Here is a 25,354-nt window from a genome sequence, read left to right on the forward strand (position 1 = left end):
CGGCGAGAGACAAGGGCTCGCTCCGCTCGACCGGGCGGACGAGAATCCCGGTATGGCGATCATCCACAACACCACCCTCAAGCCCACCAAGCTCGAACTCCTCACCGACTGGCTGCCCACCCGCCCCTGGTACCGCCCCGGCACCGGCGCGCCCCGGCTCACCCGCGTCGGCGGCTTCCGCCTCGACGACCCCGAGGGCGAGGTCGGCATCGAGTTCATGGTGACCACGGACGCCTCCGCCCCCGAACCGGTCCACTACCTGGTCCCCCTCACCTACCGCGGCGCCCCCCTCGACGACGCCGACCACGCCCTCGTCGGCACGATGGAACACGGCGTCCTCGGCAAGCGCTGGGCCTACGACGGCGTCCACGACCCCGTACTGCTCACCCAGTTCCTCGCCCTGTTCGAGGGCCGCGCCCAGGCCCAGGCCCAGAGCATCAGCGACGAACTCGACCGGGAGGTCACGCGCTCGTACACGGGCGAGGGGCTCACGGCGGCGGGCGTGACGGTCACGGAGGACATGGACGCCACCGACGTGACCCTCGCGAGCGGCGGCTCACTGCGGCTGCACCGAGTACTGCGCCCCGTACCGGACGGGTCCCTCACCCTCCCGGAGGACGTGGCTGGGCATGTCTCCGGCACGTGGGGGGCGTCGGACGGGAGGCGGGAACGGGCCCTGTTCGCCGTGGTGCGCACCGACTCACAGGCCTGAGCAGGGGCCCTGAAGGTCCTGCGCCTCGGTCGGGCCGGCAATCGGCCCGGCCCGACCCGGCGTAGTCGCGCTCCAGCAATGTTTCACGGGCATCGCCCCACGGCGGGCCACCGTGCCTTTCGGTAAGCGTGCGGGCGCATGGACAGACATCACCGAGTAATTCCCTCGGAAAATCGCTTGAGCACCCCTGGTACCGGTTCTTAAGGTAGGTGGCACCGAGGAAGGGAGGTGGTTCGGAGCATGTATGCACACCGGACGTCGGAGGTGGCTGCGGGCTAGCGCCCGTCACCACACTCAGTGCGGTGCCGGACCCGCGTGCGATCTGCGTGCGCAGCCGGCCCAATCTCAAGCAGTCACCCGACCCGCGGGCTCGCCGGTACGTCCGGCCGGCTCCCTCGTCGTTCAGACGAGGGGACCAGAGCCTGCGGGTCGTCTGCGTTTCCTGGGGCCTGTGACAGGGTTTCCCCTAGGAATCCTCAGTCTGTGATGCGAGGCACTTTCGGAATCTCGGGAACGCAGTATCCTTGTGATCATGCTTCCGATACTCGTCCGACGTCGGCACGTGGACTACGTGCGCGTCACGAGCATGGGCTGTCAGCGCTCCGTCTGACCCCGGCCCTCCCTTTCCTTCACCTTCTCCGGACGCATCTCATGACGATCAGCACGCAGCTTCCGATCATCGATCTCTCCGCCGCCGAGCGCGGGCCCGAGGCGCGGGCCCTGTTGCGGGCGCAGCTTCACAGTGCCGCCCATGACGTGGGGTTCTTTCAGCTCGTCGGGCATGGGGTGAGTGAGGGGGAGATCCAGAGGCTCAACCGTGTCATGCGGGAGTTCTTCGCTCTGCCCGAGCATGAGCGGCTCGCCATCGACAACGTCAACTCGCCGCATTTCCGGGGGTACACACGCACCGGGGACGAGCGGACCGGGGGGCGGCAGGACTGGCGGGACCAGTTGGACATCGGGGCCGAGCGGGCTGCTCGGGTGCCGGGGGCCGATGAGCCTTCGTACTGGTGGCTCGAAGGGCCCAATCAGTGGCCCGAGGCCCTGCCTGAGCTGCGGAGCGTTGCCCTTGCGTGGGTCGATCGGCTCAGCGGTGTCGCCGAGCGGCTGCTGCGGGAGTTGCTTGTGTCCATCGGGGCGCGGGCCGACTTCTACGATCCGATCTTCGGGGAGCGGGCGCATCCGCATCTGAAGCTTGTGCGGTATCCGGGGAGCGCGGGGAGCGGGGCCGATCAGGGCGTGGGGGCCCATAAGGACTATGGGTTCTTGACTCTCCTGCTGCAGGACCAGGTCGGTGGGCTTCAGGTCGAGCGGGAGGACGGGGTGTTCCATGACGTGCCGCCCATCCCTGGGGCGTTCGTCGTCAATCTTGGTGAGCTGCTGGAAGTGGCCACCAATGGGTATTTGGTTGCCACCAATCATCGGGTGGTGTCTCCGCCGCACGCCGTCGAGCGGTTCTCCGTGCCGTTCTTCTACAACCCCCGGCTCGATGCGCGGGTCGAGCCGCTGGTGTTTCCGTATGCGTCCGGCGCGCCCGGTGTCACCGACGATCCGGCGAATCCGCTGTTCGCGGAGTACGGGTTCAATGAGCTGAAGGGCAAGCTGCGGGCGCATCCGCTCGTTGCCGAGCGGCATCACGCGGGGCTGCTCAGCCCCGCGTGACGGCCGCCGGGAGGCGCTAGCGCGCGATGTCGCCGTAGCCCTCGATCTCGCGGGGGTTGCGCGGGCCGGGGCCGATGTAGCGGGCGGAGGGGCGGACCAGGCGGCCGGTGCGCTTCTGTTCCAGGATGTGTGCCGACCAGCCGGCCGTGCGGGCGCAGGTGAACATCGAGGTGAACATGTGTGCCGGGACCTCGGCGAAGTCGAGGACGATGGCGGCCCAGAACTCGACGTTCGTGGCGAGGACGCGGTCGGGGCGGCGGGCGTGGAGTTCCGCCAGGGCCGCCTTTTCGAGGGCCTCGGCCACCTCGAAGCGGGGGGCGCCGAGGTCGCGGGCGGTGCGGCGGAGGACCCGGGCGCGGGGGTCCTCGGCGCGGTAGACGCGGTGGCCGAAGCCCATCAGGCGTTCGCCCTTGTCGAGGGCTTGCTTGACGTATGCGTCCGCGTCGCCCGTGCGTTCGATCTCCTCGATCATGCCGAGGACTCGGGAGGGGGCGCCGCCGTGCAGGGGGCCTGACATGGCGCCTACGGCACCCGAGAGCGCTGCTGCCACGTCCGCGCCCGTGGACGCGATGACGCGCGCCGTGAAGGTGGACGCGTTCATGCCGTGTTCGGCCGCGCTGGTCCAGTAGGCGTCGACGGCTGCCACGTGCTTGGGGTCGGGTTCGCCGCGCCAGCGGATCATGAAGCGTTCGACGACGGACTGGGCCTTGTCGATCTCGCGCTGCGGGACCATGGGCAGGCCCTGGCCGCGGGCGGACTGGGCGACGTAGGACAGGGCCATGACGGCGGCGCGGGCTAGGTCGGCGCGGGCCTGCTCCTCGTCGATGTCGAGCAGCGGTTTCAGGCCCCAGACGGGGGCGAGCATGGCGAGCGCGGACTGGACGTCGACGCGGATGTCACCGGAGTGGACGGGGATCGGGAACGGCTCGGCGGGGGGCAGGCCGGGGCGGAAGGCGCCGTCGACGAGCAGGCCCCAGACGTTGCCGAACGAGACGTGGCCGACCAGATCCTCGATGTCGACGCCTCGGTACCGGAGTGCGCCGCCCTCCTTGTCCGGTTCGGCGATCTCCGTCTCGAACGCGACGACTCCTTCGAGTCCGGGTACGAAGTCGGACATCAGGCGGCTCCTCTTGATGTGTGCGACAGGGGCGGTACTGGGCGTGCATGCGAAGGCTGAGGGGCCGACGGCTCGTGCGGGCCCCATCAGAATGTTCCAGCACGATACGCCTGAGTGCCACGTTTGGGGAGAGTGCGCGGCACTGAGTGCCACATTCTGTCTGCCTCATCGGCCTGTGCGCGGCAGGGCCCGTACGGCAGGATGACCATGTGAACGATCACGATCCGGTGCCCGATCCCGCCCATATGCGCAAGCAGTACCGGGCCGAGGGGCTCGACGAGAGCGACCTGGCCGAGGGGCCGATGGAGCAGTTCGCGCGCTGGTTCCGGCAGGCCGCGGCCGAGGGTGCGGTGTTCGAGCCGAACGCCATGGTCGTGTCGACCGCGGACGCCGAGGGGCGCCCCAGTTCCCGTACGGTCCTGATGAAGGCGTACGACGAGCAGGGCTTCGTCTTCTACACGAACTACGACTCCCGCAAGGCCCGCGATCTCGCCGAGAACCCGTATGTCTCGTTGGTGTTCCCCTGGCACGCGATCGCCCGGCAGGTGGTCGTCAGCGGTACGGCGCGGCGGACCGGGCGGGACGAGACGGCGGCGTACTTCCGTTTGCGGCCGCATGGCTCGCAGTTGGGGGCGTGGGCCAGCGCGCAGTCCTCGGTGGTCTTCTCGCGGGCCGAGCTGGACGCGGCGTACGAGGAGTTGAACGCCCGCTATCCGGAGGGCGAGCAGGTGCCGGTGCCGCCGAACTGGGGTGGTTTCCGGGTGGCGCCGCAGACGGTGGAGTTCTGGCAGGGGCGGCACGACCGGCTGCACGACCGGCTGCGGTATGTGGCGGAGCAGGACGGGTCGTGGCGGGTGGAGCGGCTCAGCCCGTAGCCCGGTCCAGCAGGTCGTCGAGGAGGACCGCCCACTGGGCCACCACCTTGTCGCGGCGACCGGTGTCGTCGGTGAGGAGGTTGGCGAGGCCGAGGCCGCGGGCCATGTCGAGCATGCCCTGGACGGTTTCGCGGACGCCGGGGAGGGACTCGTCGGCGCCGAGGAGGTCGACGGCGATGCGGTGGGTCTCGCGGCCGACGCGTGCCTCCAGCTCGGTGACGCGGGGGCGGAGCTGGTCCTCGTTGGAGGCGGCGACCCAGAGGTGGAGGGCGGCGCGGAAGAGGGGGCCGGTGTAGAGGTCGACGAGGGCGGCGACGACGGCTCGGCGGTCGGTGGGGCCTTCGGGGAAGAGTGCGCGCAGGGCGGTGGAGCGCTCTTCGGCGACGTATTCGACGGCGGCGGTGAACAGGTCCTCGCGGGTGCGGAAGTGGTGTTGGGCGGCGCCCCGGGAGACGCCGGCGCGTTCGGCGACGACGGCGACCGTGGAGCCCGCCCAGCCGTGCTCGGCGAGGCAGGCGACGGCGGCCTCCAGGAGCCGCTGCCGGGTGGCCCGGCTGCGGTCCTGCTTCGGTGCGCGGTCGAAGGCGCCTACCACGGTCACACCACCCATTGCGGATCCCGTCTTTCTCGGAAGGACGTCATCCCCTCGCGGGCCTCGTCGGAGGCGAACAGCCTGGCCGAGAGTCCGCTCAGCCCGCCCGCGTCCAGGGCGAAGGATTCCAGCACCTTAGCTGTGAGCAGCCGTTTCGTCTCCGCCAGGGCCTTCGGGGAGGCTCGGCGCAGTCCGTCGAGGACGGGTTCGAGTACGTCGTCGACGTCGGCGCCGGCCGCTGTCAGCAGGCCGGCGCGGGCGGCCTCGGCGGGTCCGAACTGTTCGCCGGTGAGGTAGTAGCGGGTGAGGGCGCGCGGGTCGGTGCGGGGCAGCAGGGTGAGGGAGATGACGGCGGGGGCGACGCCGATGCGTACCTCGGTGAAGGCGAAGGTGGCCTCAGGGCCGGCCGCGGCGATGTCGCAGGCGCCGAGGAGGCCGAGGCCGCCCGCGCGGACATGGCCGGTGACGCGGGCGACGACGGGTTTGCGCAGGTCGATGATCTGTTTGAGCAGTGCGACGAGTTCGTCCGGGTGGGGAGGGTGGCGCAGGTCGGCGCCCGCGCAGAACGTGTTCCCGGTGTGGGTGAGGAGGACGGCGCGTACGTCGTCGTCCTCGCCGGACCGGGTCAGGGCTTCGGCCAGTTCGCGTACCAGCCGGACCGACAGCGCGTTGCGGTTGGCCGGGGAGTCGAGGGTGAGGGTGGTGATGCCCCGGTGGTGCGTGGCACGTACGAGGGGTTCGATGTCGGTCACGTGCGCTCCTGTGGTTCGCGGCGGGTCAGTACGACTTCGGCAGGCCCAGGGTCTGGTGGGAGACGTAGTTGAGGATCATCTCCCGGCTCACCGGGGCGATACGTGACACTCGGGCGGCCGTGATCAGTGAGGCGAGGCCGAACTCCTTGGTGAGGCCGTTGCCGCCGAGGGTCTGCACGGCCTGGTCGACGGCCCGTACGCAGGCCTCCCCCGCCGCGTACTTCGCCATGTTGGCGGCCTCGCCCGCGCCGGCGTCGTCGCCCGTGTCGTAGAGGTGGGCCGCCTTCTGCATCATCAGGCGGGCCAGTTCGAGTTCGATGTGGGACTGGGCGAGGGGGTGGGCGATGGCCTGGTGGGCGCCGATGGGGCTGTTCCAGACCGTGCGGTCGCGGGCGTATTCGACGGCCTTGGAGATCGCGTACCGGCCCATGCCGATCGCGAACGCCGCCGTCATGATCCGCTCGGGGTTGAGGCCGGCGAAGAGCTGGAGGAGGCCGGCGTTCTCGTCTCCGACCAGGGCGTCGGCGGGGAGGCGTACGTCGTCGAGGGTGAGCTCGAACTGCTTCTCGGCGGCGTTGAGTTCCATGTCGATCTGGCGGCGCTCGAAGCCGGGGGTGTCGCGGGGGACGATGAAGAGGCAGGGCTTCAGGGAGCCGGTGCGGGCGTCCTCCGTGCGACCGACTATGAGGGTGGCGTCGGCGATGTCCACGCCGGAGATGAAGACCTTGCGGCCGTTGAGGATCCAGTCGCCCGTCTCGTCCTTGCGGGCGGTCGTGGTGATGCGGTGGCTGTTGGAGCCGGCGTCGGGTTCGGTGATTCCGAAGGCCATGATGCGGGTGCCGTCGGCGAGGGCGGGGAGCCAGTGTTGTTTCTGGGCGTCCGTGCCGAAGCGGGCGATGATCGTGCCGCAGATCGCCGGGGAGACGACCAGCATGAGGAGGGGGCAGCCCGCGGCGCCGAGTTCTTCGAGGACGATCGAGAGTTCGCTCACGCCTCCGCCGCCGCCTCCGTAGGCCTCGGGGAGATTGACGCCCAGGTAGCCGAGTTTCCCTGCCTCGGTCCAGAGTTCGGGGGTGGTGAAGTCTCGGCCGTGGCGTTTGCCGAGGGTGGAGACGGCGGTTCGTAGGGCTTTCTGTTCTTCGGATTCGATCGTGGGTGGCATGGGATTCCTTCCGGCTGCGGTTTCGTCGTGGTGTCTCGCGCAGTTCCCCGCGCCCCTAACCCGGCTGCACCACCGCGAGCAACATGCCCAGCTCCACCTGCTGGCCGGGTACTGCGTTCAGGGTCGTCAAGGTGCCCGTTGCCGGGGCCGTGATCCGGTGTTCCATCTTCATTGCCTCCAGCCAGAGGAGGGGGTCGCCCGCCTTTACCTCGGACCCTTCCGTGAGGCCCTCCGCCACTCGTACGACCGTGCCGGGCATCGGGGCCAGGAGGGAGCCCGGGAGCTGTTGGGTCGTGGGGTCCGGGAAGCGGGGCAGGGCGGTGAGGGGGGTGGTGTTGACGTAGATCTGGTCGCCGTACCGTGCCACCTCGAACTTTTGCTGGACGCCGTCCACTTCGAGGAGGACGAGGCCGGGTGCGGCTCGTACGACCCGGACTCCTTCCGCCGTCAGGCCCTCGCGGGTGTGGTGGTAGGTGACCTCGATCTCCTCGCCCCCCGTGGCGTAGCGCTTGCTCTGGGGGTGGGCCGGCAGGTTGCGCCAGCCGCCGAAGCGGGAGCGGCCGTGGGCGTCGGCGAGGGCGGCGGCCAGGGGTGCGTACGGGTCGGGGGCCGGGGCCGTGAGGGCGTCGAGGTGGCGGTCGTAGAAGCCCGTGTCCATGGCCGCCGACGTGAACTCCTGGTGTCGGAGTGAGCGGACGAGGAGGTCTCTGTTGGTCGTCGGGCCATGGATCGTCGTGTGGTCCAGGGCGCCCGCGAGGCGGCGGATCGCCTCGGCTCGGGTGGGGGCGTGGGCGATGAGTTTGGCGAGCATCGGGTCGTAGTGGACGCCGATCTCGTCGCCGTCCGTGTAGCCGGTGTCCAGGCGGGTGCCGGGTGGGGCGGTCAGGCGGTGGAGGGTGCCTGTCTGGGGGGTCCAGTCCTGTGCGGGGTCCTCGGCGTAGAGGCGGGCCTCGATGGCGTGGCCACGCGCGCGCGGGGGGCCGTCGGGGTCCAGGGCGTGGCCTTCGGCGACGCTGAGCTGGAGGGCGACCAGGTCGATGGCGTGGATCGCTTCCGTCACCGGGTGTTCGACCTGGAGGCGGGTGTTCATCTCCAGGAAGTGGGCGCGGTCGTCGTCGGCGATCAGGAACTCGACCGTTCCGGCGCCCACGTAGTCGACGGCTCTCGCCGCCCGTACCGCCATCTCGTACAAGGAGTGGGTCAGTTCGGGATTCAGACCCGGTGCGGGTGCCTCCTCGATGACCTTCTGGTGGCGGCGTTGGAGGGAGCAGTCGCGGGTGCCGAGGGTCCAGACGGTGCCGTGGGTGTCGGCGAGGATCTGGACCTCTACATGGCGGCCGCCCTCGATGTAGGGCTCGACGAAGACCTCGCCGTCGCCGAAGGCGCTCGTGGCTTCGGCTCGGGCGGCGGTCAGGGCGGGGTCCAGGTCCGCGAGGTGGCGTACGACGCGCATGCCGCGGCCGCCGCCGCCCGCCGCCGCCTTGACCAGGACGGGTAGGTCCGCCTCGGTAACCGCTTTAAGGGGTTTCAAGCCCATCAGGTGCTTGGCGCGGGGCTTGGACGCCATCGTCTCGATCGCCTCGGGGGGCGGGCCGATCCAGACCAGGCCCGCGTCGAGGACGGCACGGGCGAAGTCGGCGTTCTCGGAGAGGAAGCCGTAGCCGGGGTGGACGGCGTCGGCGCCGGCGGTGAGGGCCGCCTTCACGATCAGGTCGCCGCGCAGGTACGTGTCGGCGGGGGCCGCGCCCGGGAGTCGTACCGTCGCGTCGGCCACGCGCGCGTGGAGGGCGTTTTCGTCGGCGTCGGAGTGCACGGCGACCGTTTGGATTCCCAGCTCACGGCAGGTGCGGAAGATCCGGCAGGCGATCTCGCCCCGGTTGGCCACGAGGAGTCTCGAAATCATCTGGTTCCTCACATCCGGAAGACGCCGAAGCCACCGCGTGCGCCCTCGTACGGCGCCGTGTGGATCGCGGACAGGCACAGGCCGAGGACGGTGCGGGTGTCGCGGGGGTCGATGACCCCGTCGTCGTACAGCCGTCCGGAGAGGAACATGGGGAGCGACTCGGACTCGATCTGCTGCTCCACCATCGCGCGCAGGGCGGCGTCGGCGTCCTCGTCGTACGGCCGGCCCTTCGCCGTCGCCGACTGGCGGGCGACGATCGAGAGCACGCCCGCCAGTTGCTGCGGGCCCATCACGGCCGACTTGGCGCTGGGCCAGGCGAAGAGGAAGCGGGGGTCGTACGCCCGCCCGCACATGCCGTAGTGACCCGCCCCGTACGACGCGCCCATCAGCACGGAGAGATGGGGCACGCGGCTGTTGGCGACCGCGTTGATCATCATCGCGCCGTGCTTGATGATGCCGCCCTGCTCGTACTCCTTGCCGACCATGTACCCGGTGGTGTTGTGCAGGAAGAGGAGGGGGATGTTCCGCTGGTTCGCCAACTGGATGAACTGGGCGGCCTTCTGGGACTCCTCGGAGAACAGGACGCCCTGCGCGTTGGCCAGGACGCCCACCGGATATCCGTGGAGGGTCGCCCAGCCGGTGGTGAGGCTGGTGCCGTAGAGGGGCTTGAACTCGTCGAAGTCGGAGGCGTCGACGATCCGGGCGATGACCTCGCGGGGGTCGAAGGGCACTTTCAGATCGCCCGGGACGATCCCCAGCAGCTCCTCCTCGTCGTACTCGGGGGGCGCGGCGGGGGCCGGATCGTCGTACGCCTTGCGGTGGTTGAGGCGGGCGACGACCCTGCGGGCCTGGCGGAGCGCGTCCCGCTCGTCGACGGCGAAGTGGTCGGCGAGGCCCGACACGCGCGCGTGCATCTCGGCGCCGCCGAGGGACTCGTCGTCGCTCTCCTCGCCGGTCGCCATCTTGACCAGGGGCGGGCCGCCGAGGAAGACCTTGGCGCGCCCCTTGACCATGATCACGTGGTCGGACATACCGGGGATGTACGCGCCCCCGGCCGTCGAGTTCCCGAACACGACCGCGATCGTCGGGATGCCGGCGGCGGAGAGCCGGGTGAGGTCGCGGAAGATCGCGCCGCCGGGGATGAAGATCTCCTTCTGAGAGGGGAGATCGGCACCGCCGGACTCGACGAGGCTGATGCAGGGCAGACGGTTGGCGAGGGCGATGTCGTTGGCGCGGAGGGCCTTCTTCAGGCTCCAGGGGTTGCTGGCGCCGCCGCGTACGGTCGGGTCGTTCGCGGTGATCAGGCACTCCACGCCCGCGACGACACCGATGCCGGTGACGAGGGAGGCGCCGACCGTGTACTCGCTGCCCCAGGCGGCGAGCGGGGACAGTTCCAGGAAGGGCGTGTCGGGGTCGAGGAGCAGCTCGATGCGCTCACGCGCGAGGAGTTTTCCGCGCCCCCGGTGCCGCTCGACGTACTTCTCGCCGCCGCCCGCGAGGGCCTTCGCGTGCTCGGCGGTCAACTGGTCCAGCTTGGCGAGCATGGCTTCGCGGTGTGTGACGTACTCGGGGCTCGTCGGGTCGAGGGTGGTGGGCAGGACGGTCACAGGAGGCTCTCCGGTATGTCCAGGTGGCGGGAGCGCAGCCATTCGCCGAGGGCTTTGGCCTGGGGGTCGAAGCGGTGCTGGGCGGCCACGCCTTCGCCGAGGAGGCCTTCGACGACGAAGTTGAGGGCGCGCAGGTGCGGCAGCGTGTGCCGGGTGACGGGCAGGTCGGCCGTCTCGGGGAGGAGTGCGCGGAGGCGGTCGGTGGTGAGGGTGTGCGCGAGCCACCGCCAGGCGTCGTCCGTGCGGGCCCAGACGCCGATGTTGGCGTTGCCGCCCTTGTCGCCGCTGCGGGCACCGGCGACGAGGCCGAGGGGGGCGCGCTTCACCGGTCCGAGGGGCGGCGGCTCCGGAAGGGCCGGTTCCGGCACGTCCGCCAGTACGAGGGTGTCGCGGGCCGGGGCCACGGGGATGCGGCGTCCGTCGTGGAGGACGGCCACATGCTCGACGGTGTCCTGGTCGACGTACACGTCCTCGAAGACGCCGTAGGGCGATCCGTTGCCCGGTGGTGCCAGGACGTGGAAGCCGGGGTAGCTCGCGAGGGCCAGTTCGACGGCGGCGGCGCCGAGGGCGCGGCCGACGGTCCGCTGGTCCGGGTCCCGTACGACGAGGCGGAGCAGGGCGCTCGCGGTCTCCTCGGTGGGGGCGTCGGGGTGGTCGTTGCGGGCGAGGTCCCAACGGACGTCGGCCGGCATGGACTTGGCGAGGACCTCGGTCATCTGGGCGCGGACCAAGGCGGCCTTCGCCTCGATGTCGAGGCCGGTGAGGACGAAGGCGACCTCGTTGCGGTAGCCGCCGAGGCGGTTGAGGCCGACCTTGAGGGTCGGCGGCGGGGCCTCGCCCCGGACGCCCTCGATACGTACGCGGTCGGGGCCTTCGTGCGTGAGGCGGGCGGTGTCGAGGCGGGCGGTGACGTCGGGTCCGGCGTAGCGGGCGCCGGCCGTCTCGTACAGCAGCTGTGCCGTGACCGTGCCGAGGTCGACGAGGCCGCCGGTGCCGGGGTGTTTGGTGATGACGGCGGTGCCGTCCTCGTGGAGTTCGGCGAGGGGGAAGCCGGGGTGGTGGAGTGTTCGCGGGTCGTGGTCGGCGAAGTGGGCGTAGTTGCCGCCGGTGGCCTGGGTGCCGCACTCCAGCACGTGCCCGGCGACGACGGCTCCGGCGAGCCGGTCGTGGTCCGTTCGTCTCCACCCGAAGTGGGCGGCGGCGGGGCCGGTGACGAGGGCCGCGTCGGTGACGCGCCCGGTGACGACGACGTCCGCGCCCTCCCGCAGACAGGCCGCGATGCCGAAGCCGCCGAGGTAGGCGTGGGCGGCGAGGCTGCCCGGGTGTCGGGCGGTGAGGTCGTCGCCCTCGACGTGGGCGACGCGGACGGGGATGCCGAGCCGGTCCGCCAACTCCCTTACGGCGTCGGCGAGTCCGGCCGGGTTGAGGCCGCCGGCGTTGGTGACGATCCGTACGCCCCGGTCGTGGGCGAGGCCCAGGCACTCCTCCAGCTGGCGCAGGAAAGTACGGGCGTATCCGGCGTCGGGGTCCTTCAGCCGGTCCCGGCCCAGGATGAGCATGGTCAGCTCGGCGAGGTAGTCACCGGTGAGGACGTCGAGGGTGCCGGCCGGGCCGCCGCCGGTGAGCATCTCGCGCATCGCGTCGAAGCGGTCGCCGTAGAAGCCGGAGGCGTTGCCTATGCGGAGGGGGGTCACTGGGCGGTGCCCTTCCGGGCGCGGCCCTTGCCCGGCGGTCCCGCGAAGGCCTGGGCGATGTCCAGCCACCGGTTCGCGTCGGGGCCGTCGGCCCGGAGGGCGAGGTCGGCGCGGTGGGCGCGCCGGGTGGCCAGGAGGCAGAAGTCGAGGGCGGGGCCGGTGACACGCTGTGCGGCGTCGTCCGGGCCGTAGGTCCACAACTCCCCTGATGGGCTGAGGAGTTCGATGCGGAACTCGTCGAACGGCGGGGTCAGGCCGTGCAGGCCGAAGGCGTAGTCGCGGGTGCGGACGCCGAGGCGGGCGATGTGCCGGAGGCGGTCGGTGGGGGTGCGGGTCACGCCCAGGGTGTCGGCGATGTCCAGGCCGTGGGCCCAGGTCTCCATGAGGCGGGCGGTGGCCACGGAGGCGGCGGACATGGGTGGGCCGTACCAGGGGAAGCGGGCGTCCGGGGGTGCGGCGCGCAGTGCCTCGGCCAGGGCGGCCCGGCCGGTCCGCCACTCCGCGAGCAGCCGGGCGGTCGGCTTTGCGGCACCCTCCTCGGCTCCGTTGTCCACGAAGTCGCCGGGCGAGGTCAGCGCGGCCTCGACCTCGCGAGCGAAGGCGTTCTGATCGGTCACTGCCAGCACGGAGGAGCGGTCGGTCCAGGCGAGGTGGGCGATCTGGTGGGCGATGGTCCAGCCTGGGGCGGGGGTGGTCAGCGACCATTGCTCCGCGCTCAACTCGGCTACGAGCCGGTCGAGTTCGTCGCTCTCCGCAGAGAGGGCGTTGATCACGGGGGTTGGGTCGGCCATGGGGGGAGCATGGCAGCCTGGGGGATAAACAAGCAAGCGTGCTTGCATTATTTTTGGGGGTTGGATTTACCACTGCCCGCCGCTGCCGCCGCTGCCGCCGCCGCCTTGGCGGCCGTAGGCCCGGGTCGGGCGGGAGGGGCGGGAAGGGGGACGCGGGAGGGGGCAGGGAAACAGACTGGCGGGAGCAGAGAGGAGTCCATTACTCTGAACTTCGCAGTCCAACCGACTGAACGAACCGCTCTCCCTGGACGGCCCCCGTGACACTCCCCGGCACTGACCAGTCCGTACCCGCGACGGCACCGGCGACGGCCGCGACCACCCCTGCGAGCCGTGGCCGTGGGGGCGCTCTCGGGCCAGTGGGTCTGGTGCTGGTCGGTGGCATCTCGGTGCAGTTCGGTGGGGCGCTGTCGGTGCTCGTGATGCCGAGGGCGGGGGGAGCGCTGGGGGTGGTGACCCTGCGGCTCGTGGTGGCGGCGCTGGTGCTGCTCGTGGTGTGCCGCCCCCGGTTGCGCGGGCACTCGCGCGCCGACTGGGGCACCGTGGTCGTCTTCGGCGTCACCATGGCCGCGATGAACGGCCTCTTCTACCAGTCGGTCGCCCGTATCCCGCTGGGCCTGGCGGTCACGCTGGAGGTGCTTGGCCCGCTCGTCCTGTCCGTCCTGGCCTCGCGCCGGGCGGTGAACCTGGTCTGGGCCGGGCTGGCGCTGTGCGGTGTCTTCCTGCTGGGAGGCGGGGGTGAACTGCTGCTCGGGGGCGGCGGCGGGAGCGAGGGCAGGGGTGGCGGCGGGGGCGGCTTCGGCGCGCTGGACCCGCTGGGCGTGGCCTTCGCCCTGTCCGCCGGGGCGATGTGGGCGGCGTACATCGTGTTCAGCGCGCGTACGGGGCGGCGGTTCCCGCAGGCCGACGGGCTGGCGCTGGCCATGGCGGTGGCGGCGGTGCTGTTCCTGCCGCTGGGGGTGGTGGAGTCCGGGACGCGGCTGCTCGACCCGACGACGGTGGCACTGGGCGCGGCCGTGGCGATGCTGTCCTCCGTCCTCCCGTACACCCTGGAACTGGTGGCCCTGCGCCGGCTGCCCGCCTCCACCTTCGCGGTGCTGATGAGCCTGGAGCCCGCGCTCGCCGCGACGGCCGGTTTCCTGATCCTGGACCAGGCGCTGTCCGCGATGGAGACCTTGGCGATCGCGCTGGTGATCGGGGCGAGCATGGGGGCGGTGCGGACGCAGGTGGGGCGGGGGAAGGCGGATGTTCCGGGGTGAGGGAGGCACGTTCCGAGGGGAGCGGGGGGGCGTCCGGGGCGAGTGGGGTTGCGCGGTGCGTCGGCCTCGCTAGGTTTGGAGTCGAACGGGCCATCAACTGGGGGGTGCGATGCCGGGGATCGAGCTGTCGGCGGGACCGATCGACTATCAGGACACCGGTGGTGGGGGGCCGGTGCTGGTGTTCGGCCACGGCCTGCCGATGAACGAGACGCAGTGGCGCAAGGTCGTACCGCTGCTGGACGGGTATCGCTGCGTCCTGCCCACGCTCCCGCTCGGCGGTCATCGCAGACCGATGAACCCGGACGCCGACCTGTCCCATCGCGGTGTCGCGCGGCTGCTGGGCGAGTTCATCGAACGGCTGGGGCTGGACGACGTGACCCTCGTCCTCAATGACTGGGGCGGCGGCCAGTTCCTGGTCACGGAGGAACAGGGCCGGCGGGTCGGGCGGCTGGTGCTGGTGGCCTGCGAGGCGTTCGACAACTTCCCCCCGGGGCCGGCCAAAGCGGTGGCCCAGGTATGCAGGGTCCCCGGCGGCGTCCGGCTGCTGACGCGGCTGATGCGCGTCCCCGCCTTCCGGAACAACCGCAACGGCTACGGCGGGATGAGCCTGCGCGGGATCCCGGACGAGGTCATGGACGACTGGTTCGGTCCCGCGACCCGGAGCAGGGCCATCCGCAGGGACTTCGCCAAGTTCGCGACCTCGGCGCCCGGACGGAAGGTCCTGCTGGAGTGGAGCGAGCGGCTACGGGACTTCGACGGCCCCGTACTGGTCGTCTGGGCGACCGAGGACCGCTTGATGCCACGTGAGCACGGCCCCCGGCTGGCGGAGCTGTACCCGAAAGGCCGACTGATAGAGATCGCAGACTCGTCGACCCTCGTCCCCGAGGACCAGCCGGAGCGACTGGCGGAGGCGCTCATCGACTTCCTGACCGAGACGGGGGCGGGGGCGGTGCGACGCGCCGAGTGAGTGGTGGGTAGGGGTAGGGGTGGGGGTGGGGGTGCGGGCGCCGCCACCGACACCCGCACCCCTGGGTCTCCAGCGCTACTTGTACTGACCCGCCAGACCAGCCGACGCGAAGTGCACCGGGATGTACTGGTCGTACAGCCGCTCGTTCGTGGCCGTGAAGTCGGCGCGGGTCACGATCGCGCAGCGTACGGTCTCGCCGCAGACGACTCCGTCGGAGATCTCGGGCTTGAGGTTGAGCGTCGCACGGAAGCGGCCGCCGTCCTCGTACGGGATGGTGACGCCCGGTGTGCCGGTCCCGGTGTCGGTGATCCGGCGCGACGAGCCGTCCTGGGCGGCGCGACCGCCGAGGCAGGGGCCGGGGAGGGCGGTGTACGTCGAGGGGTCGCCGACACGCACGCCCTCCGGGATCACGCAGAAGGCCAGGAAGACGCCCTGGGCGCGGTTGTATCCGGCGCCCTTGACGTCGACCGTGCCACCGCCGGCGGGCAGCACGGCGGGGCCGGCCTTCAACCGGAGGTGGAAGGTGTCACCGTCGGCGGTGGTGACGGTGCGGTGGGCGTGACCGGGCCACTGCGGGGTGGCGGCGGCGGTCCCGGCCAGCGGCAGCACGGCGGCGAGCGCGGCGGCGGTGACGGCGAGGGTGGACATGAATGTGGGGGGCTTCATGGTGCGGAGGCGGGCCTTTCGCTTATGCGTTCGTTGTGAACGGAACGCCTTGATCGCATGCCTAAAACATGACTGATCAGTAGGCAATACCGATCAAGGCCATTCACGGTTCACACACGGGACCGCTACAACGGGGCGGCGCCCACCGCGATCACCGGCTGTCGCTCGCGCTCCCGCTCCCGCTCGCGCCCTGGTTCCCGCTCCCGCTCCCGCTCCCGATCTCGATCTCGTAGCGCAGTCGTTGGCGTCGGGCGGGCATCACCATGCGGTCCACCTGGATCGGCCGGCCGTCACGGTCGAGGGTGAGCCGGGTCAGGCGCAGGACCGGCTCACCCGGTGCGGTACGCAGGGCCTCCCGCTCCTCGTCATCCGGTACGTCGGCCGTGACGTCCTCGCGGACGAGGGCGCCGACGTACCCGAGTTCGGCGAGCAACGTGACCGCGCCGCCGGGGATCTTGGCGGTGCCGGCGAGGCGGGTGCCGCGGGCGACGGCGGTCGGGTAGTAGGTGTCGGTGAGTTCGTTGGGCTGGTCGTCGAGGAGGATCAGGCGGCGGCGTACGACGACCGACTCGCCCTCGGCGAGCCCCAGCAGCCCCGCCACCTCGGCGGACGCCGGCACCTCTCCGGCGTACAGGATCCGTTGCGTGCCCCGGCGCCCCCGAGCCGCCGCGTCGGCGCCCCAGGCGTCGCCCCGCCCGTTCTCACGCGGCGTCAGATACGGCATCGACGTGCTGACCCATCTGTTGGCGCTCACGAGCCTCCCTGCCACCTTCCGCGCGGTCGATGCCGCGATGCCGAACTCGGGTCGGGCTTCGACGGCTGCCGCGACCCGGCGCCGGACGGGGCGGGTGCGGTCGAGTGGTCGAGCTCGGCACTCATGACGTGACCGACCTTAGCCGCGGCAGCAGCGCCCGCGGCGGATTCGTCTAGGCGAAGGCGAAGGCGGAGGCAGGGGCGGAGGCAGAGGCGGAGGCAGAGGCAGGGGCGGAGGCGAAGGCGGAGGCGAAGGCGGAGGCGAAGGCGGAGGCAGGGGCGAAGGCGGAGGCGGGGGCTCTGGGGCGGAGCCTGGGGTGGGTGTGCGCTAGCGTGGGGCGCTCCACGTGCTCGCGTGTTCTTCGAGGTGGCAGCCAATGGCCTACGAGGGCCGGCGCGACGGCGATGTGTACAACTCCTTCCACGGGAACGCAGACATCGTCGTCCAGTTTCGCGACAACTACGGCGAGATCCACATAGATCGCCCACCGGCGGCCGCGCCGCTGGAACGGGCCGCCGACGCCCTGGCCGAGGCGGTGTACCGGCAGTGGCGTGGTGAGGCAAGGGTCTGGGGCGTGGGTGGCGACCGGGTGCCGTTGGCGGTGCGCTGGGCGCCCCGGTCCCGGCGGGCCGACCATCCCCGGAACGTGGGCGGACAGGTCGCGGGGCAGGGCGATCAACTGGACGGTCTGCTCGCCTCGTTCCTCGGTCTGCCGATCAGCCGTCTCGCGATCCTGGGCGAGGCCGGCTCGGGCAAGACCACCCTCGCCGTACTGCTGACGCTCGAACTGCTCAGCCGTCGGCTGGCGGCGGGGGCGGCAGGCAGGGGGGCCGGTGCGCACCGGGGTGCCCCGCCCGTGCCCGTGCTGTTCTCCCTCTCCTCCTGGGACCCCGACCGCGAGGAGTTCGGGGTCTGGATCACCCGGCGGCTCGCGGAGGATCACCCCGGGCTGCCCCGGATCGACGGGCGGCACCCGGCGCGGGAGTTGTGGCGCGACAGCGGTTCCCCGCTGCTGCCCGTGCTCGACGGGCTGGACGAGATGCCGGCCCATCGGCGTCACGCGGCGGTGGTCGCGATCAACTCTGCGCTGTACGACCGGCCGCTGATCCTCACCTCACGGACTGCGGAGTTCGACGCGCTCGCCCCGGCGGAGCTGGTGCTCCGCTCGACGGCCGTCATCGAGGGGCAGCCGGTCACCGCCGAGGACGCCGCCACGCACCTGGAGTTGAGTACGGCACCCGACGCGGAGGGGCAGGGGCGCTGGTCAGGGCTCTTACGGCGGGTTCGGGAGGACCCGTACGGGCCGGTGGCGGCCGCGCTGTCGACACCGCTGATGCTGTCGCTGGCCCGCACGGTCTACGCCCGGCGCTGGACCGATCCGGGCGAGCTGGCGGACAACGCCCGTTTCCCTGACCGGAGTTCGGTCGAGGAGCGGCTGCTCGACGAGTTCGTACCCGCGGTGTTCTCCGGGGAGATAGCCCCGCTCGACCGGGAGAATCCGCCGCGCCGCTGGTCGCCGCGGAGCGCCCGGCGCAGGCTGGGCGTCCTCGCCAGGCACCTCCAGCGGCAGGACACCACCGAGCTGGCCTGGTGGCGGCTGCACCTCTTATCCCTGCCCCGGTTGATGATCCTGCCCGCCATCATCCTGCTGGGGCTCGCGGTCTCGGAGGTGGCACGGGCGCTCGGCGAAGCGGTCACCGGGCCCCTGTCCACCGGCGACATGGACCAGCAACTGACCAGGCTGGTCGGCGAGCGCCTCGACTCCCCCGCCTACGGCGGCGCGCCCCCCGGCGGTTTCGGCCCGGCCCGCACGGCGGCCACGTCCGGGCTGGTCACCGGTCTGGTGTTCGGTACGGGTATTCAGGTCATGCTCCGCACCTGGTTCGCGCATTACCGCTTCGGCGAACCACGACGCCGGGCGAGCCTGCTGCGGCCGGGCGCGGCGGCCCGGTCCGCGCTGCACGCCACCTCCCCGCTCCGCGCCGTGATGGCGGTCCTGCTGATCCTCGTCCTCCCCGGCATCTCCGTGGTGCACGCCACCCTGTACTACAACGGCGTCACCGGCATGGACGCGGCGCTGTCCCTGAGCTTCGGGTGCCTCACCGCCGCGTTCGTCTTCACCGTGCTGTTCGCCGCGCCGGCCGACACCGAGCGGGACACGACCACACCCCGGGCGCTGATGCGTGCCGAACACATCGCACTGGCACGGTCGTTCGGCATCGTCGGCCCGCTGGTCGGCGTCGGGACCGGCGCGAGGTTCTGGCCGTACGATCCCGTTGAAGGTGTCGCCGCCGGGCTCACGGCATGGATCGGTACGACGACGATGCTGGTGGTGATCAGCCCCTGGAGCCGCTGGGCCCTCGCCAAGGTCACCCTGGCCGTGACCGGTCAGGCCCCGTGGTCGCTGCTGCGGTTCCTGGAGGACGCCCGCCGCCAGGGCGTCCTGCGCCAGGTCGGCGGCAGCTATCAGTTCCGCAACGCCCGGCTCCAGGAACGCCTCGCCGAGGGCACCGCGCGCGGCGGCACCCGGCAGGCAGACGTACGCCGTGGTGCCCCGCCCCGCCTGCCCAACCCCTGGCTGCTCCGGCTGGACGGTGTCACGCCCACGGCGGACGCGGGGTGGAGCTTCCGGCTGCGCGTACGCCAGGTCACCCTCGCCCCGCTGAAGGCGGCACCCGCGGCGGCGGGCCTGTGGACACTCCAGGTCGCGGCCCGCGACGGCGTCGAGTCCCTGCCCTACCTCTGGGCCCCCGCCGTCCTCTTCCTCGGCGTCGGAGCCTTCATGTCGGGCCTCACCTGGCTCCTGCCCCGGCACACGGTGCGGGTGTGGGTGTCCCCGTACGCCGTCGCCTGCCACCGGCAGCGCCGCGAGTTCCGCTTCGACTGGCCCCACGTCGAGGAGGTCGCCGTCCGCCGCACCCGCCGCCTGGGCATGGACACCGGCCTCTACGGCATCCACGTACGCCTGCACCCCGACGCCCCGCGCGGCTCCCGGCTGCTGAGGAGCGACGGCAACTGGTACGTCCTCACCGACATCGGCCTGCGGCCCGTCCTGCCGCCCGGGCTGGAGGCGGCGCTCAGCGACTACGCCGGGGTGCGGTGGCGGCCACCGCACCAATCGGCCGTTCCGGTGGGCGCGGGTGGAGGCACGGGTGCGGTTCCCACGCCGGTGCCATCGCCGCCTCCACCCCCGCCGGTGCCTGTGCCATCGCCGCCCCCACCCCCACCCCCACCCCCGCCGGTGCCGGTGCCTGTGCCTGTGCCGGTGCCATCGCAGCCCCCTCCCCCGCCCGTCCCCCGCCAACCGCTCCTCATGCACGACCCCCGGTCCTGGTCGGGGCCGTCGGTCCCGCACAAGCAGGCGGACGACGGGACGGCGGCGGACGACGGCGGTCACTGGTTCATCGGCGTGCTGGGATGCGCCGCCGTGTTGGCGGCGACGCTCCCGGTCGTCGTACGGGCATGGCTGTCGACATCCGGCGACACCGGCTCCGTCGTGCCCGTCTGGGCCCCGGTCGTCGCGCTCGTCGGCCATCTGTTCCTCGCCGGTTACGGCACCGACCCCGCGACCGGCAGGCTGCCCGCCCCGGCAAGGGTGCTGCGACTGGTCGCCGCGGCGGCGTCGACGGCCACGGTCGTCGCCGTGACCGTCCCGGCCCGCGCCCTCGGCTGGATCGACCTCGCCCAGCTCACTGTCCTCTGCCTGGGCGTGCTCGTCTGCGCGGGCGACGGGGAGAGCGGAAAGGCCGGTGCGGCCGACGAGGAGGGCGGCTCCGCGTCCTGGTGGACGGAGCCGGTCACCGGCATCGCCCTCGTCTGCGCCGGCCTGGCCATCCCTCCCGCCGCGGCCTCCTCCACGACGGCGGTGGCGGCTCTCGCCCACCTGGTGGCCGCCGCTGCCGTCTTCGTCGGCAGCGGCGCCGTCTACCCCCTCAAGGCCCCCGACCCCCGCCGCATCCCACCCGGCCCGTCCCGCTCCGGCCTGCTCTGGAACCGTCTGGCCCTGCCCGTCGCCCTGCTGCTCGGCGGCGGTTACACGGTCCTGTACGGCGGCACGGTCGGCTGCTGGCTCCTCGGCGCCGAAGCCGTGGTACTGCTCCTGGTGGCGTTCATGACGGACTCCCCGGCCACACCGGACGCGCAGGACCCACAGGACCCACAGGACCCACAGGACCCACAGGAGACACCAGAGACACCAGACACACCTGAGCCGACCGACGCGACGCAGGACCCCTCGGCCACCTCGCCGAGCCCCCGGACCGACGAAGCCTGAGCCCCTGCCCCCGCTGCCGCCCCCGCCCCGCCCCCGCCCCCGCCCCCGCCGCATGCCGCCAACCCGGCTTCCGCTCATCCGGAACGTCGGCGGCACGATCACATACAGCCCGGCCCGGGGCGTCACTGCCCGCATCCCGGACGCCTCCTGGGAACGCGACCGCATACCGACCACATGCCCATCGAATGCCGTGCGGATTGCGAGGACACCCTCGGAAAGGTGCCCGAGCCAATCGCTAACTCCCATATAGTGACGGCCAATTGAGCACCAAGTGTCGCTTCTCGATCAGGAACCGACCGAGGACAATATCCATGACCCCGCCCGCGCCCAGTCCCCCAGGCGAACGACCGACCCTCCGCAGCATCCTGCCTCTCCCCCTGGTCACCGCCCTGCTCGGCGCGGTCGCGGTGGGCACCGCCGTCGCCCTGGCACCGCGCTCGGTACGGCTGCCCCTGGCCTGCGGCGCGGGCGCCGCCGCCTTTCTGCTCACCCTCGCCGTCGCGTTCGCCGTCCACGCCCGCCGCTCGGCGGGGCTGCTGCGCCACCGGTTGAACGCCGTCTCCCGTGACACCGGTCTGCTGCTCCAGGAACGGGCGCGGCTGGCCGAGGACTTCGGACAGGAACGGGGGCGGCTGACCGAGGAGTTCGTGCGCGAACGGGCCCGGCTCGCGGAGGAGTACGCACGTGAACGGGCGCGACTCGCCAAAGAGTTCGAGCGCGAGCGCGGCCGCACGGCCGACGAGCGGACCCGCTGGGACGAGGCCCGCTCGCACCTCGCCGAACGCGCCCGCCGCGCCGAGTCCGACCGCACCGCCGCCCTCGCCGTGACCGCCAACGTGGCCGGCCGGATGCAGGCCCTGGCCACCGGCACGCTCGCCGATCTACGCGCGATGGAGGAACGTCACGCCGACGAGGACGTCCTCGCCGACCTGCTCCATCTCGACCACCGCACCGCGCAGGCCGGCCGTCTCGCCGACTCCGTCGCCGTCCTCGCGGGCGCCCGCTCGGGCCGCCGCTGGGCGCGCCCCATCCCGATGGAGTCGATCCTGCGCGGCGCGATGGGCCGCATCGGCGCCTACCGCCGGGTCCGGCTGCACTCCTCCAGCGACTCCGCCGTCGCCGGGCACGCCGCAGAGGGCGTGATGCACGCGCTCGCCGAACTCCTCGACAACGCGGCCAACTTCTCGCCGCCGACCGCCGAGGTGCACGTGTACGTGGAGGAGGTACCGGCCGGTGTCATCGTCTCCGTCGAGGACGCGGGCCTGGTCATGAGCGACGTCCAGCTGCGCCGCGCCGAGCGCGCGGTGTCGGGCGAGGCCTCCGACCTCACCAGCCTGACCGGCACCCGCCTCGGCCTCGCCGTCGTCGGCCGCCTGGCCCGCAAGTACGGCCTGACGGTCTCCTTCCGCCCGTCCGCCCGCGGCGGCACGGGTGTGTTGATGCTGATCCCCCAGGACGTCCTGGCCAGTACGGCACCTCCGGCCACCCCCGCACCGGCCGCGCCCACGCCCGCGGCCCCCACGTCCGACGGCCTGTCGTACGCGGCCCTCTCCGGCTCGCTTCCCGGCCCCGGCCCCGGCCCACAGGACCCGCGCCCCGAACCGACGCCGACACACGAGTCCCCGTCGTCCACCTGGGAGTCCGCGGGCTCCGGGGGCTTTGCGGGCTCCGCGGGCTCCGGGGGCTCTGCGGGCTCCGGGGACCACGGCGACTCCGGGGACCCCGGGTCCGGCGAGTACCCCGGCCTCCCCCGGCGCCGCCGCGGCCGCTCCCTCGCGGAGGCGGAGGCCCGCACCCGTGCCCAGGCCGACGCCGACACCGGGTCCGGCGCCAGGAGGGCAGACGACGGCGACGACCGGGACGACACCGGCGCCCAGGCGGCCGCCCGCTTCAGCAGCTTCCGCCGCGCGGTCCGCGGCACGGGCGGACTCGACCAGGCGTTCGTCCAGGGGACGGCGACGGAAGCGGACACCGTCGAGGAGACCGAGGGCATCAAGGCGGTCGAGACGGTCGAGGCCGTCGCCGCGTTCGAGGACGAGGAGGTCGTCGACGTACGACCGCCGGTACCGCTCCCCGCCCCGGAGCCGCCCGCCGTTCAGGAGCCCGCGTACTACTCCCTCGACGCCGCCTCCGGCATCCCCGTCGTCGACGCCGTCGTACTCGAACCCGTGCGGGACCTCCGTGAGTCCCTGCCCGAGGCCGTACGAGAGCTGCTGCGGGAAGCCGTACGGGACCCAAAGCCCGAACCGCACCCCGCCCCGCACCCCGAACCGCACCCCGAACCACACCCCGATCCGTACCTTTCAGCGGAACCGCAGCCCGCATCCCGCCTCGAACCGCACTCCGAACCGCACTCCGAACCGCACGCCGAACCGGACGAGACCCAGCCCGCCCCCGCCTACGACCCGTACAGCCCGTACACCTCCTACTCCACGTACCCGCAACCGCACCCGGAAGGCGGCCCCACCCCATGACCGGCACCGGCACCACCGCCGACGACAGGCTCACCTGGCTCATGGAAGGGCTTCTGGAACGCACCCCGGGTGCCCGGCACGCGCTCGTGCTCTCCCGGGACGGGCTGAAACTGTGCCGTACGCCGGAGCTGTCGATCGACCGGGCCGACCAGCTCGCCGCGATCGCCGCCGGCATCCAGTCGCTGTCCCACGGGGCGTCGGTGGAGTTCGGCGACGGCAGCGGCGGGGTGCGCTCGGCGATCGCGGAGTTCTACGGCGGGGTGCTGTTCATCGTGGAGGCGGGCGAGGGCGCGCATCTGGCCGTCGTCACGGACGAGGAAGCGGACGCCGGGCTGGTCGGACACAACATGGGCGAGCTGGTCGAACAACTCGGTGAACACCTGAGCGCTCGGCCACGTACGACGTCATGAGCCGCCCCGGCAGGGACGACGCGCCCGACCGGCTGTACACCCTCACGGGAGGGCGCATCCGGTCCGCGCCCGGGACCCCGTTCGACCTGGTGACACTCGTCGTCGCCGAGGTCGGTCCGGTGCCGGGGATGCAGTCGGAGCACGCGACGATCCTGCGGCTCGCCAAGCGGCCGACGGCGGTGGTGGAGATCGCCGCCGAGCTGCGGCTGCCGGTGAGCATCACGAAGGTCCTGCTCTCCGACCTCCTGGCCGCGGGCCGCGTCAGCGCCCGGCATCCGCGCCGGGCCACGCTGATCGACCTAGACATTCTGGAGCAGGTACTAGTTGGACTCCGCAACCTCTGAGAACGACGGGCCCGGGTGGACGGCCGGGGACGACTGGGTCATCGAGCCACCCGGTCCCATGCCCGGTCCCATGCCCGACCCGACGCCCGACCCGATGCCCGCCCCCATCCCCGTCATCGGCGCCCGCTTCCAGGGCGAACCCGCCACCCTCTACCGGGAGTTGCGGCGCGAGCACGGCGATGTCGTACCCGTGCTGCTGGACGGGGGCGTACCGGCGTGGCTGGTGCTCGGCTATCGCGAGCTGCATCAGGTGACCAGCGACCCGGTGCTGTTCAGCCGGGACTCGGAGCTGTGGAACCAGTGGGCGAACATCCCGCCCGACTGGCCGCTGCTGCCGGTGATCAGCCGGGAGCAGCCGTCGATCCTGGGCACGGTCGGCGAACGGCACCGCGAGCGGGCGACGATGGTCGGGGACGCGCTGGAGGCCGTCGATCCGCTGGCGTTGCGCGGTCATGTCGAGCGGTTCGCCGACGAGTTGATCGACGCGGTGTGCGAGACGGGCCGGGCGGACCTGGTGACGCAGTACGCGGCGCTGCTGCCGGTGCGCGTGCTGGCGTTCCTCTTCGGTTTCCCGGAGGAGCAGGGTCCGGGGCTGGTCGCCGCCATGAACGACATTCTCGACGGGCACGAGCGGGCGATGGCCGGCGAGGCCCATCTGACGTCTTCGATGGCCCGGTTGGTGGACGAGCGCCGCCACCGCCCCGCCGACGACGTGGTGTCCCGTGTCCTCGCCAACCCCTACGGCTTCACGGTCGAGGAGGTCACCCACGACGTGATGGTCATGCTGGCGGCCGGGCACCAGCCGACGGCCGACTGGATCGGCAACTCGCTGCGGCTGATGCTGACGGACGAGCGGTTCGCGGCCTCGCTGTTCGGGGGACGCAGCAGTGTGGCGGAGGCCATGAACGAGGTCCTGTGGGAGGACGCGCCCATCCAGAACGCGGCCGGCCGCTGGACCACCCGCGACACCGGCCTCGGCGGCCGTCGCCTGCGCGCCGGCGACCTCGTCCTGCTCGGCCTCCAGGGCGCCAACTCCGACCCCCGGGTCCGTACCCCCGGCGCCGCGCTCACCGGCGGCAACAACGCCCACTTCTCCTTCGGCCACGGCGAACACCGCTGCCCGTTCCCGGCCCAGGAGGTCGCCGAGGTCATCGCCCGGACCGGCATCGAGGTCGTACTGGACCGCCTGCCGGACATCGACCTGGCCGTCCCCGCGGAGCAGTTGAGGCGCCGCGCTTCGCCGTGGCTGCGGGGGTTGGTGGGGTTGCCGGTGCGGTTCGAGCCTACGGCGGCTGTCGGGCGGGGGTGAGCCGCCGAGTCGCGGGGTCGGGCGAGGGCTGGTA

The 25,354-nt window shown here is 72.1% G+C and carries 20 protein-coding genes; 10 read left to right on the forward strand and 10 right to left on the reverse strand.

The features are described 5' to 3' along the window. Positions 1–52 precede the first annotated feature (52 nt). Complete coding sequence (locus tag SGFS_RS26720; protein WP_286254036.1) at positions 53–712, forward strand: maltokinase N-terminal cap-like domain-containing protein; 660 nt, start codon at positions 53–55, stop codon at positions 710–712. A 651-nt stretch (positions 713–1,363) separates the two neighbouring features. After that, entirely contained in the window at positions 1,364–2,374 is a 1,011-nt protein-coding gene (locus SGFS_RS26725; RefSeq protein ID WP_286254037.1) for an isopenicillin N synthase family dioxygenase, read from the forward strand. A gap of 16 nt (positions 2,375–2,390) precedes the next feature. On the opposite strand, the gene SGFS_RS26730 is transcribed toward SGFS_RS26725, so the two are convergent. After that, complete coding sequence (locus SGFS_RS26730; protein WP_286254039.1) at positions 2,391–3,491, reverse strand: citrate synthase 2; 1,101 nt, start codon at positions 3,489–3,491, stop codon at positions 2,391–2,393. Between the two features lie 209 nt (positions 3,492–3,700). Here SGFS_RS26730 and pdxH point away from each other — a divergent pair, with 209 nt between their 5' ends. Further along, positions 3,701–4,366 (forward strand): pyridoxamine 5'-phosphate oxidase, encoded by a 666-nt coding sequence (pdxH, locus tag SGFS_RS26735; protein WP_286254041.1) that lies wholly within the window; start codon positions 3,701–3,703, stop codon positions 4,364–4,366. Here the strand turns inward: pdxH and SGFS_RS26740 are convergent. From SGFS_RS26740 to SGFS_RS26770, 7 genes are read right to left on the reverse strand one after another with little or no spacing between them, the layout of a single operon-like run. Further along, positions 4,356–4,976 (reverse strand): TetR/AcrR family transcriptional regulator, encoded by a 621-nt coding sequence (locus SGFS_RS26740; protein ID WP_286254042.1) that lies wholly within the window; start codon positions 4,974–4,976, stop codon positions 4,356–4,358. The two genes, pdxH and SGFS_RS26740, sit on opposite strands and share 11 nt — an antisense overlap. Then, a complete protein-coding gene (locus SGFS_RS26745; protein WP_286254043.1) occupies positions 4,964–5,710 on the reverse strand; it encodes an enoyl-CoA hydratase family protein in 747 nt (248 codons plus the stop codon). The genes SGFS_RS26740 and SGFS_RS26745 overlap by 13 nt, the downstream gene beginning before the upstream one ends. 25 nt (positions 5,711–5,735) lie before the next feature. Next, positions 5,736–6,872 carry an acyl-CoA dehydrogenase family protein gene (locus tag SGFS_RS26750; protein ID WP_286254044.1) on the reverse strand — a complete coding sequence of 379 codons (1,137 nt, stop codon included), beginning with the start codon at positions 6,870–6,872 and terminating at the stop codon, positions 5,736–5,738. A gap of 55 nt (positions 6,873–6,927) precedes the next feature. Beyond that, entirely contained in the window at positions 6,928–8,775 is a 1,848-nt protein-coding gene (locus tag SGFS_RS26755) for an acetyl/propionyl/methylcrotonyl-CoA carboxylase subunit alpha (RefSeq protein WP_286254045.1), read from the reverse strand. 8 nt (positions 8,776–8,783) lie between these two features. Continuing rightward, positions 8,784–10,382: an acyl-CoA carboxylase subunit beta gene (locus SGFS_RS26760; RefSeq protein ID WP_286254046.1), complete on the reverse strand. Its 1,599-nt coding sequence runs from the start codon at positions 10,380–10,382 to the stop codon at positions 8,784–8,786. Beyond that, the gene (locus tag SGFS_RS26765; RefSeq protein WP_286254047.1) at positions 10,379–12,076 is read right to left on the reverse strand and encodes an acyclic terpene utilization AtuA family protein; all 1,698 of its coding nucleotides are present in this window, start codon (positions 12,074–12,076) and stop codon (positions 10,379–10,381) included. The genes SGFS_RS26760 and SGFS_RS26765 overlap by 4 nt, the downstream gene beginning before the upstream one ends. Further along, positions 12,073–12,867: a TIGR03084 family metal-binding protein gene (locus SGFS_RS26770; RefSeq protein ID WP_286254048.1), complete on the reverse strand. Its 795-nt coding sequence runs from the start codon at positions 12,865–12,867 to the stop codon at positions 12,073–12,075. The genes SGFS_RS26765 and SGFS_RS26770 overlap by 4 nt, the downstream gene beginning before the upstream one ends. Before the next feature lie 257 nt (positions 12,868–13,124). Here SGFS_RS26770 and SGFS_RS26775 point away from each other — a divergent pair, with 257 nt between their 5' ends. Together SGFS_RS26775 and SGFS_RS26780 are read left to right on the forward strand one after the other, a co-directional pair. Continuing rightward, positions 13,125–14,123 (forward strand): EamA family transporter, encoded by a 999-nt coding sequence (locus SGFS_RS26775; protein WP_286254049.1) that lies wholly within the window; start codon positions 13,125–13,127, stop codon positions 14,121–14,123. 109 nt (positions 14,124–14,232) lie between these two features. Then, entirely contained in the window at positions 14,233–15,090 is an 858-nt protein-coding gene (locus SGFS_RS26780; RefSeq protein ID WP_286254050.1) for an alpha/beta fold hydrolase, read from the forward strand. A gap of 75 nt (positions 15,091–15,165) precedes the next feature. On the opposite strand, the gene SGFS_RS26785 is transcribed toward SGFS_RS26780, so the two are convergent. Both SGFS_RS26785 and SGFS_RS26790 read right to left on the reverse strand, forming a co-directional pair. Next, a complete protein-coding gene (locus SGFS_RS26785) occupies positions 15,166–15,756 on the reverse strand; it encodes a hypothetical protein (protein WP_286254051.1) in 591 nt (196 codons plus the stop codon). 151 nt (positions 15,757–15,907) lie between these two features. After that, a complete protein-coding gene (locus tag SGFS_RS26790; protein WP_286254052.1) occupies positions 15,908–16,510 on the reverse strand; it encodes a GntR family transcriptional regulator in 603 nt (200 codons plus the stop codon). Between the two features lie 376 nt (positions 16,511–16,886). Between SGFS_RS26790 and SGFS_RS26795 the strand changes: the two genes are divergently transcribed. The 5 genes from SGFS_RS26795 to SGFS_RS26815 all read left to right on the forward strand — a co-directional run bounded on the left by SGFS_RS26795 (position 16,887) and on the right by SGFS_RS26815 (position 25,320). After that, positions 16,887–20,783: an NACHT domain-containing protein gene (locus tag SGFS_RS26795; protein ID WP_286254054.1), complete on the forward strand. Its 3,897-nt coding sequence runs from the start codon at positions 16,887–16,889 to the stop codon at positions 20,781–20,783. 311 nt (positions 20,784–21,094) lie between these two features. After that, positions 21,095–23,257, forward strand: a complete 2,163-nt coding sequence (locus SGFS_RS26800) for a sensor histidine kinase (RefSeq protein ID WP_350284016.1) — start codon at positions 21,095–21,097, stop codon at positions 23,255–23,257. Continuing rightward, entirely contained in the window at positions 23,254–23,667 is a 414-nt protein-coding gene (locus SGFS_RS26805) for a roadblock/LC7 domain-containing protein (protein ID WP_286254056.1), read from the forward strand. Before SGFS_RS26800 ends, SGFS_RS26805 begins: the two co-directional genes overlap by 4 nt. After that, positions 23,664–24,011, forward strand: a complete 348-nt coding sequence (locus SGFS_RS26810) for a DUF742 domain-containing protein (RefSeq protein WP_286254058.1) — start codon at positions 23,664–23,666, stop codon at positions 24,009–24,011. Before SGFS_RS26805 ends, SGFS_RS26810 begins: the two co-directional genes overlap by 4 nt. A gap of 70 nt (positions 24,012–24,081) precedes the next feature. After that, positions 24,082–25,320 (forward strand): cytochrome P450, encoded by a 1,239-nt coding sequence (locus tag SGFS_RS26815; protein WP_286254060.1) that lies wholly within the window; start codon positions 24,082–24,084, stop codon positions 25,318–25,320. Positions 25,321–25,354: the final 34 nt, after the last annotated feature.

This window comes from Streptomyces graminofaciens (assembly GCF_030294945.1).
GTDB lineage: Bacteria > Actinomycetota > Actinomycetes > Streptomycetales > Streptomycetaceae > Streptomyces > Streptomyces graminofaciens.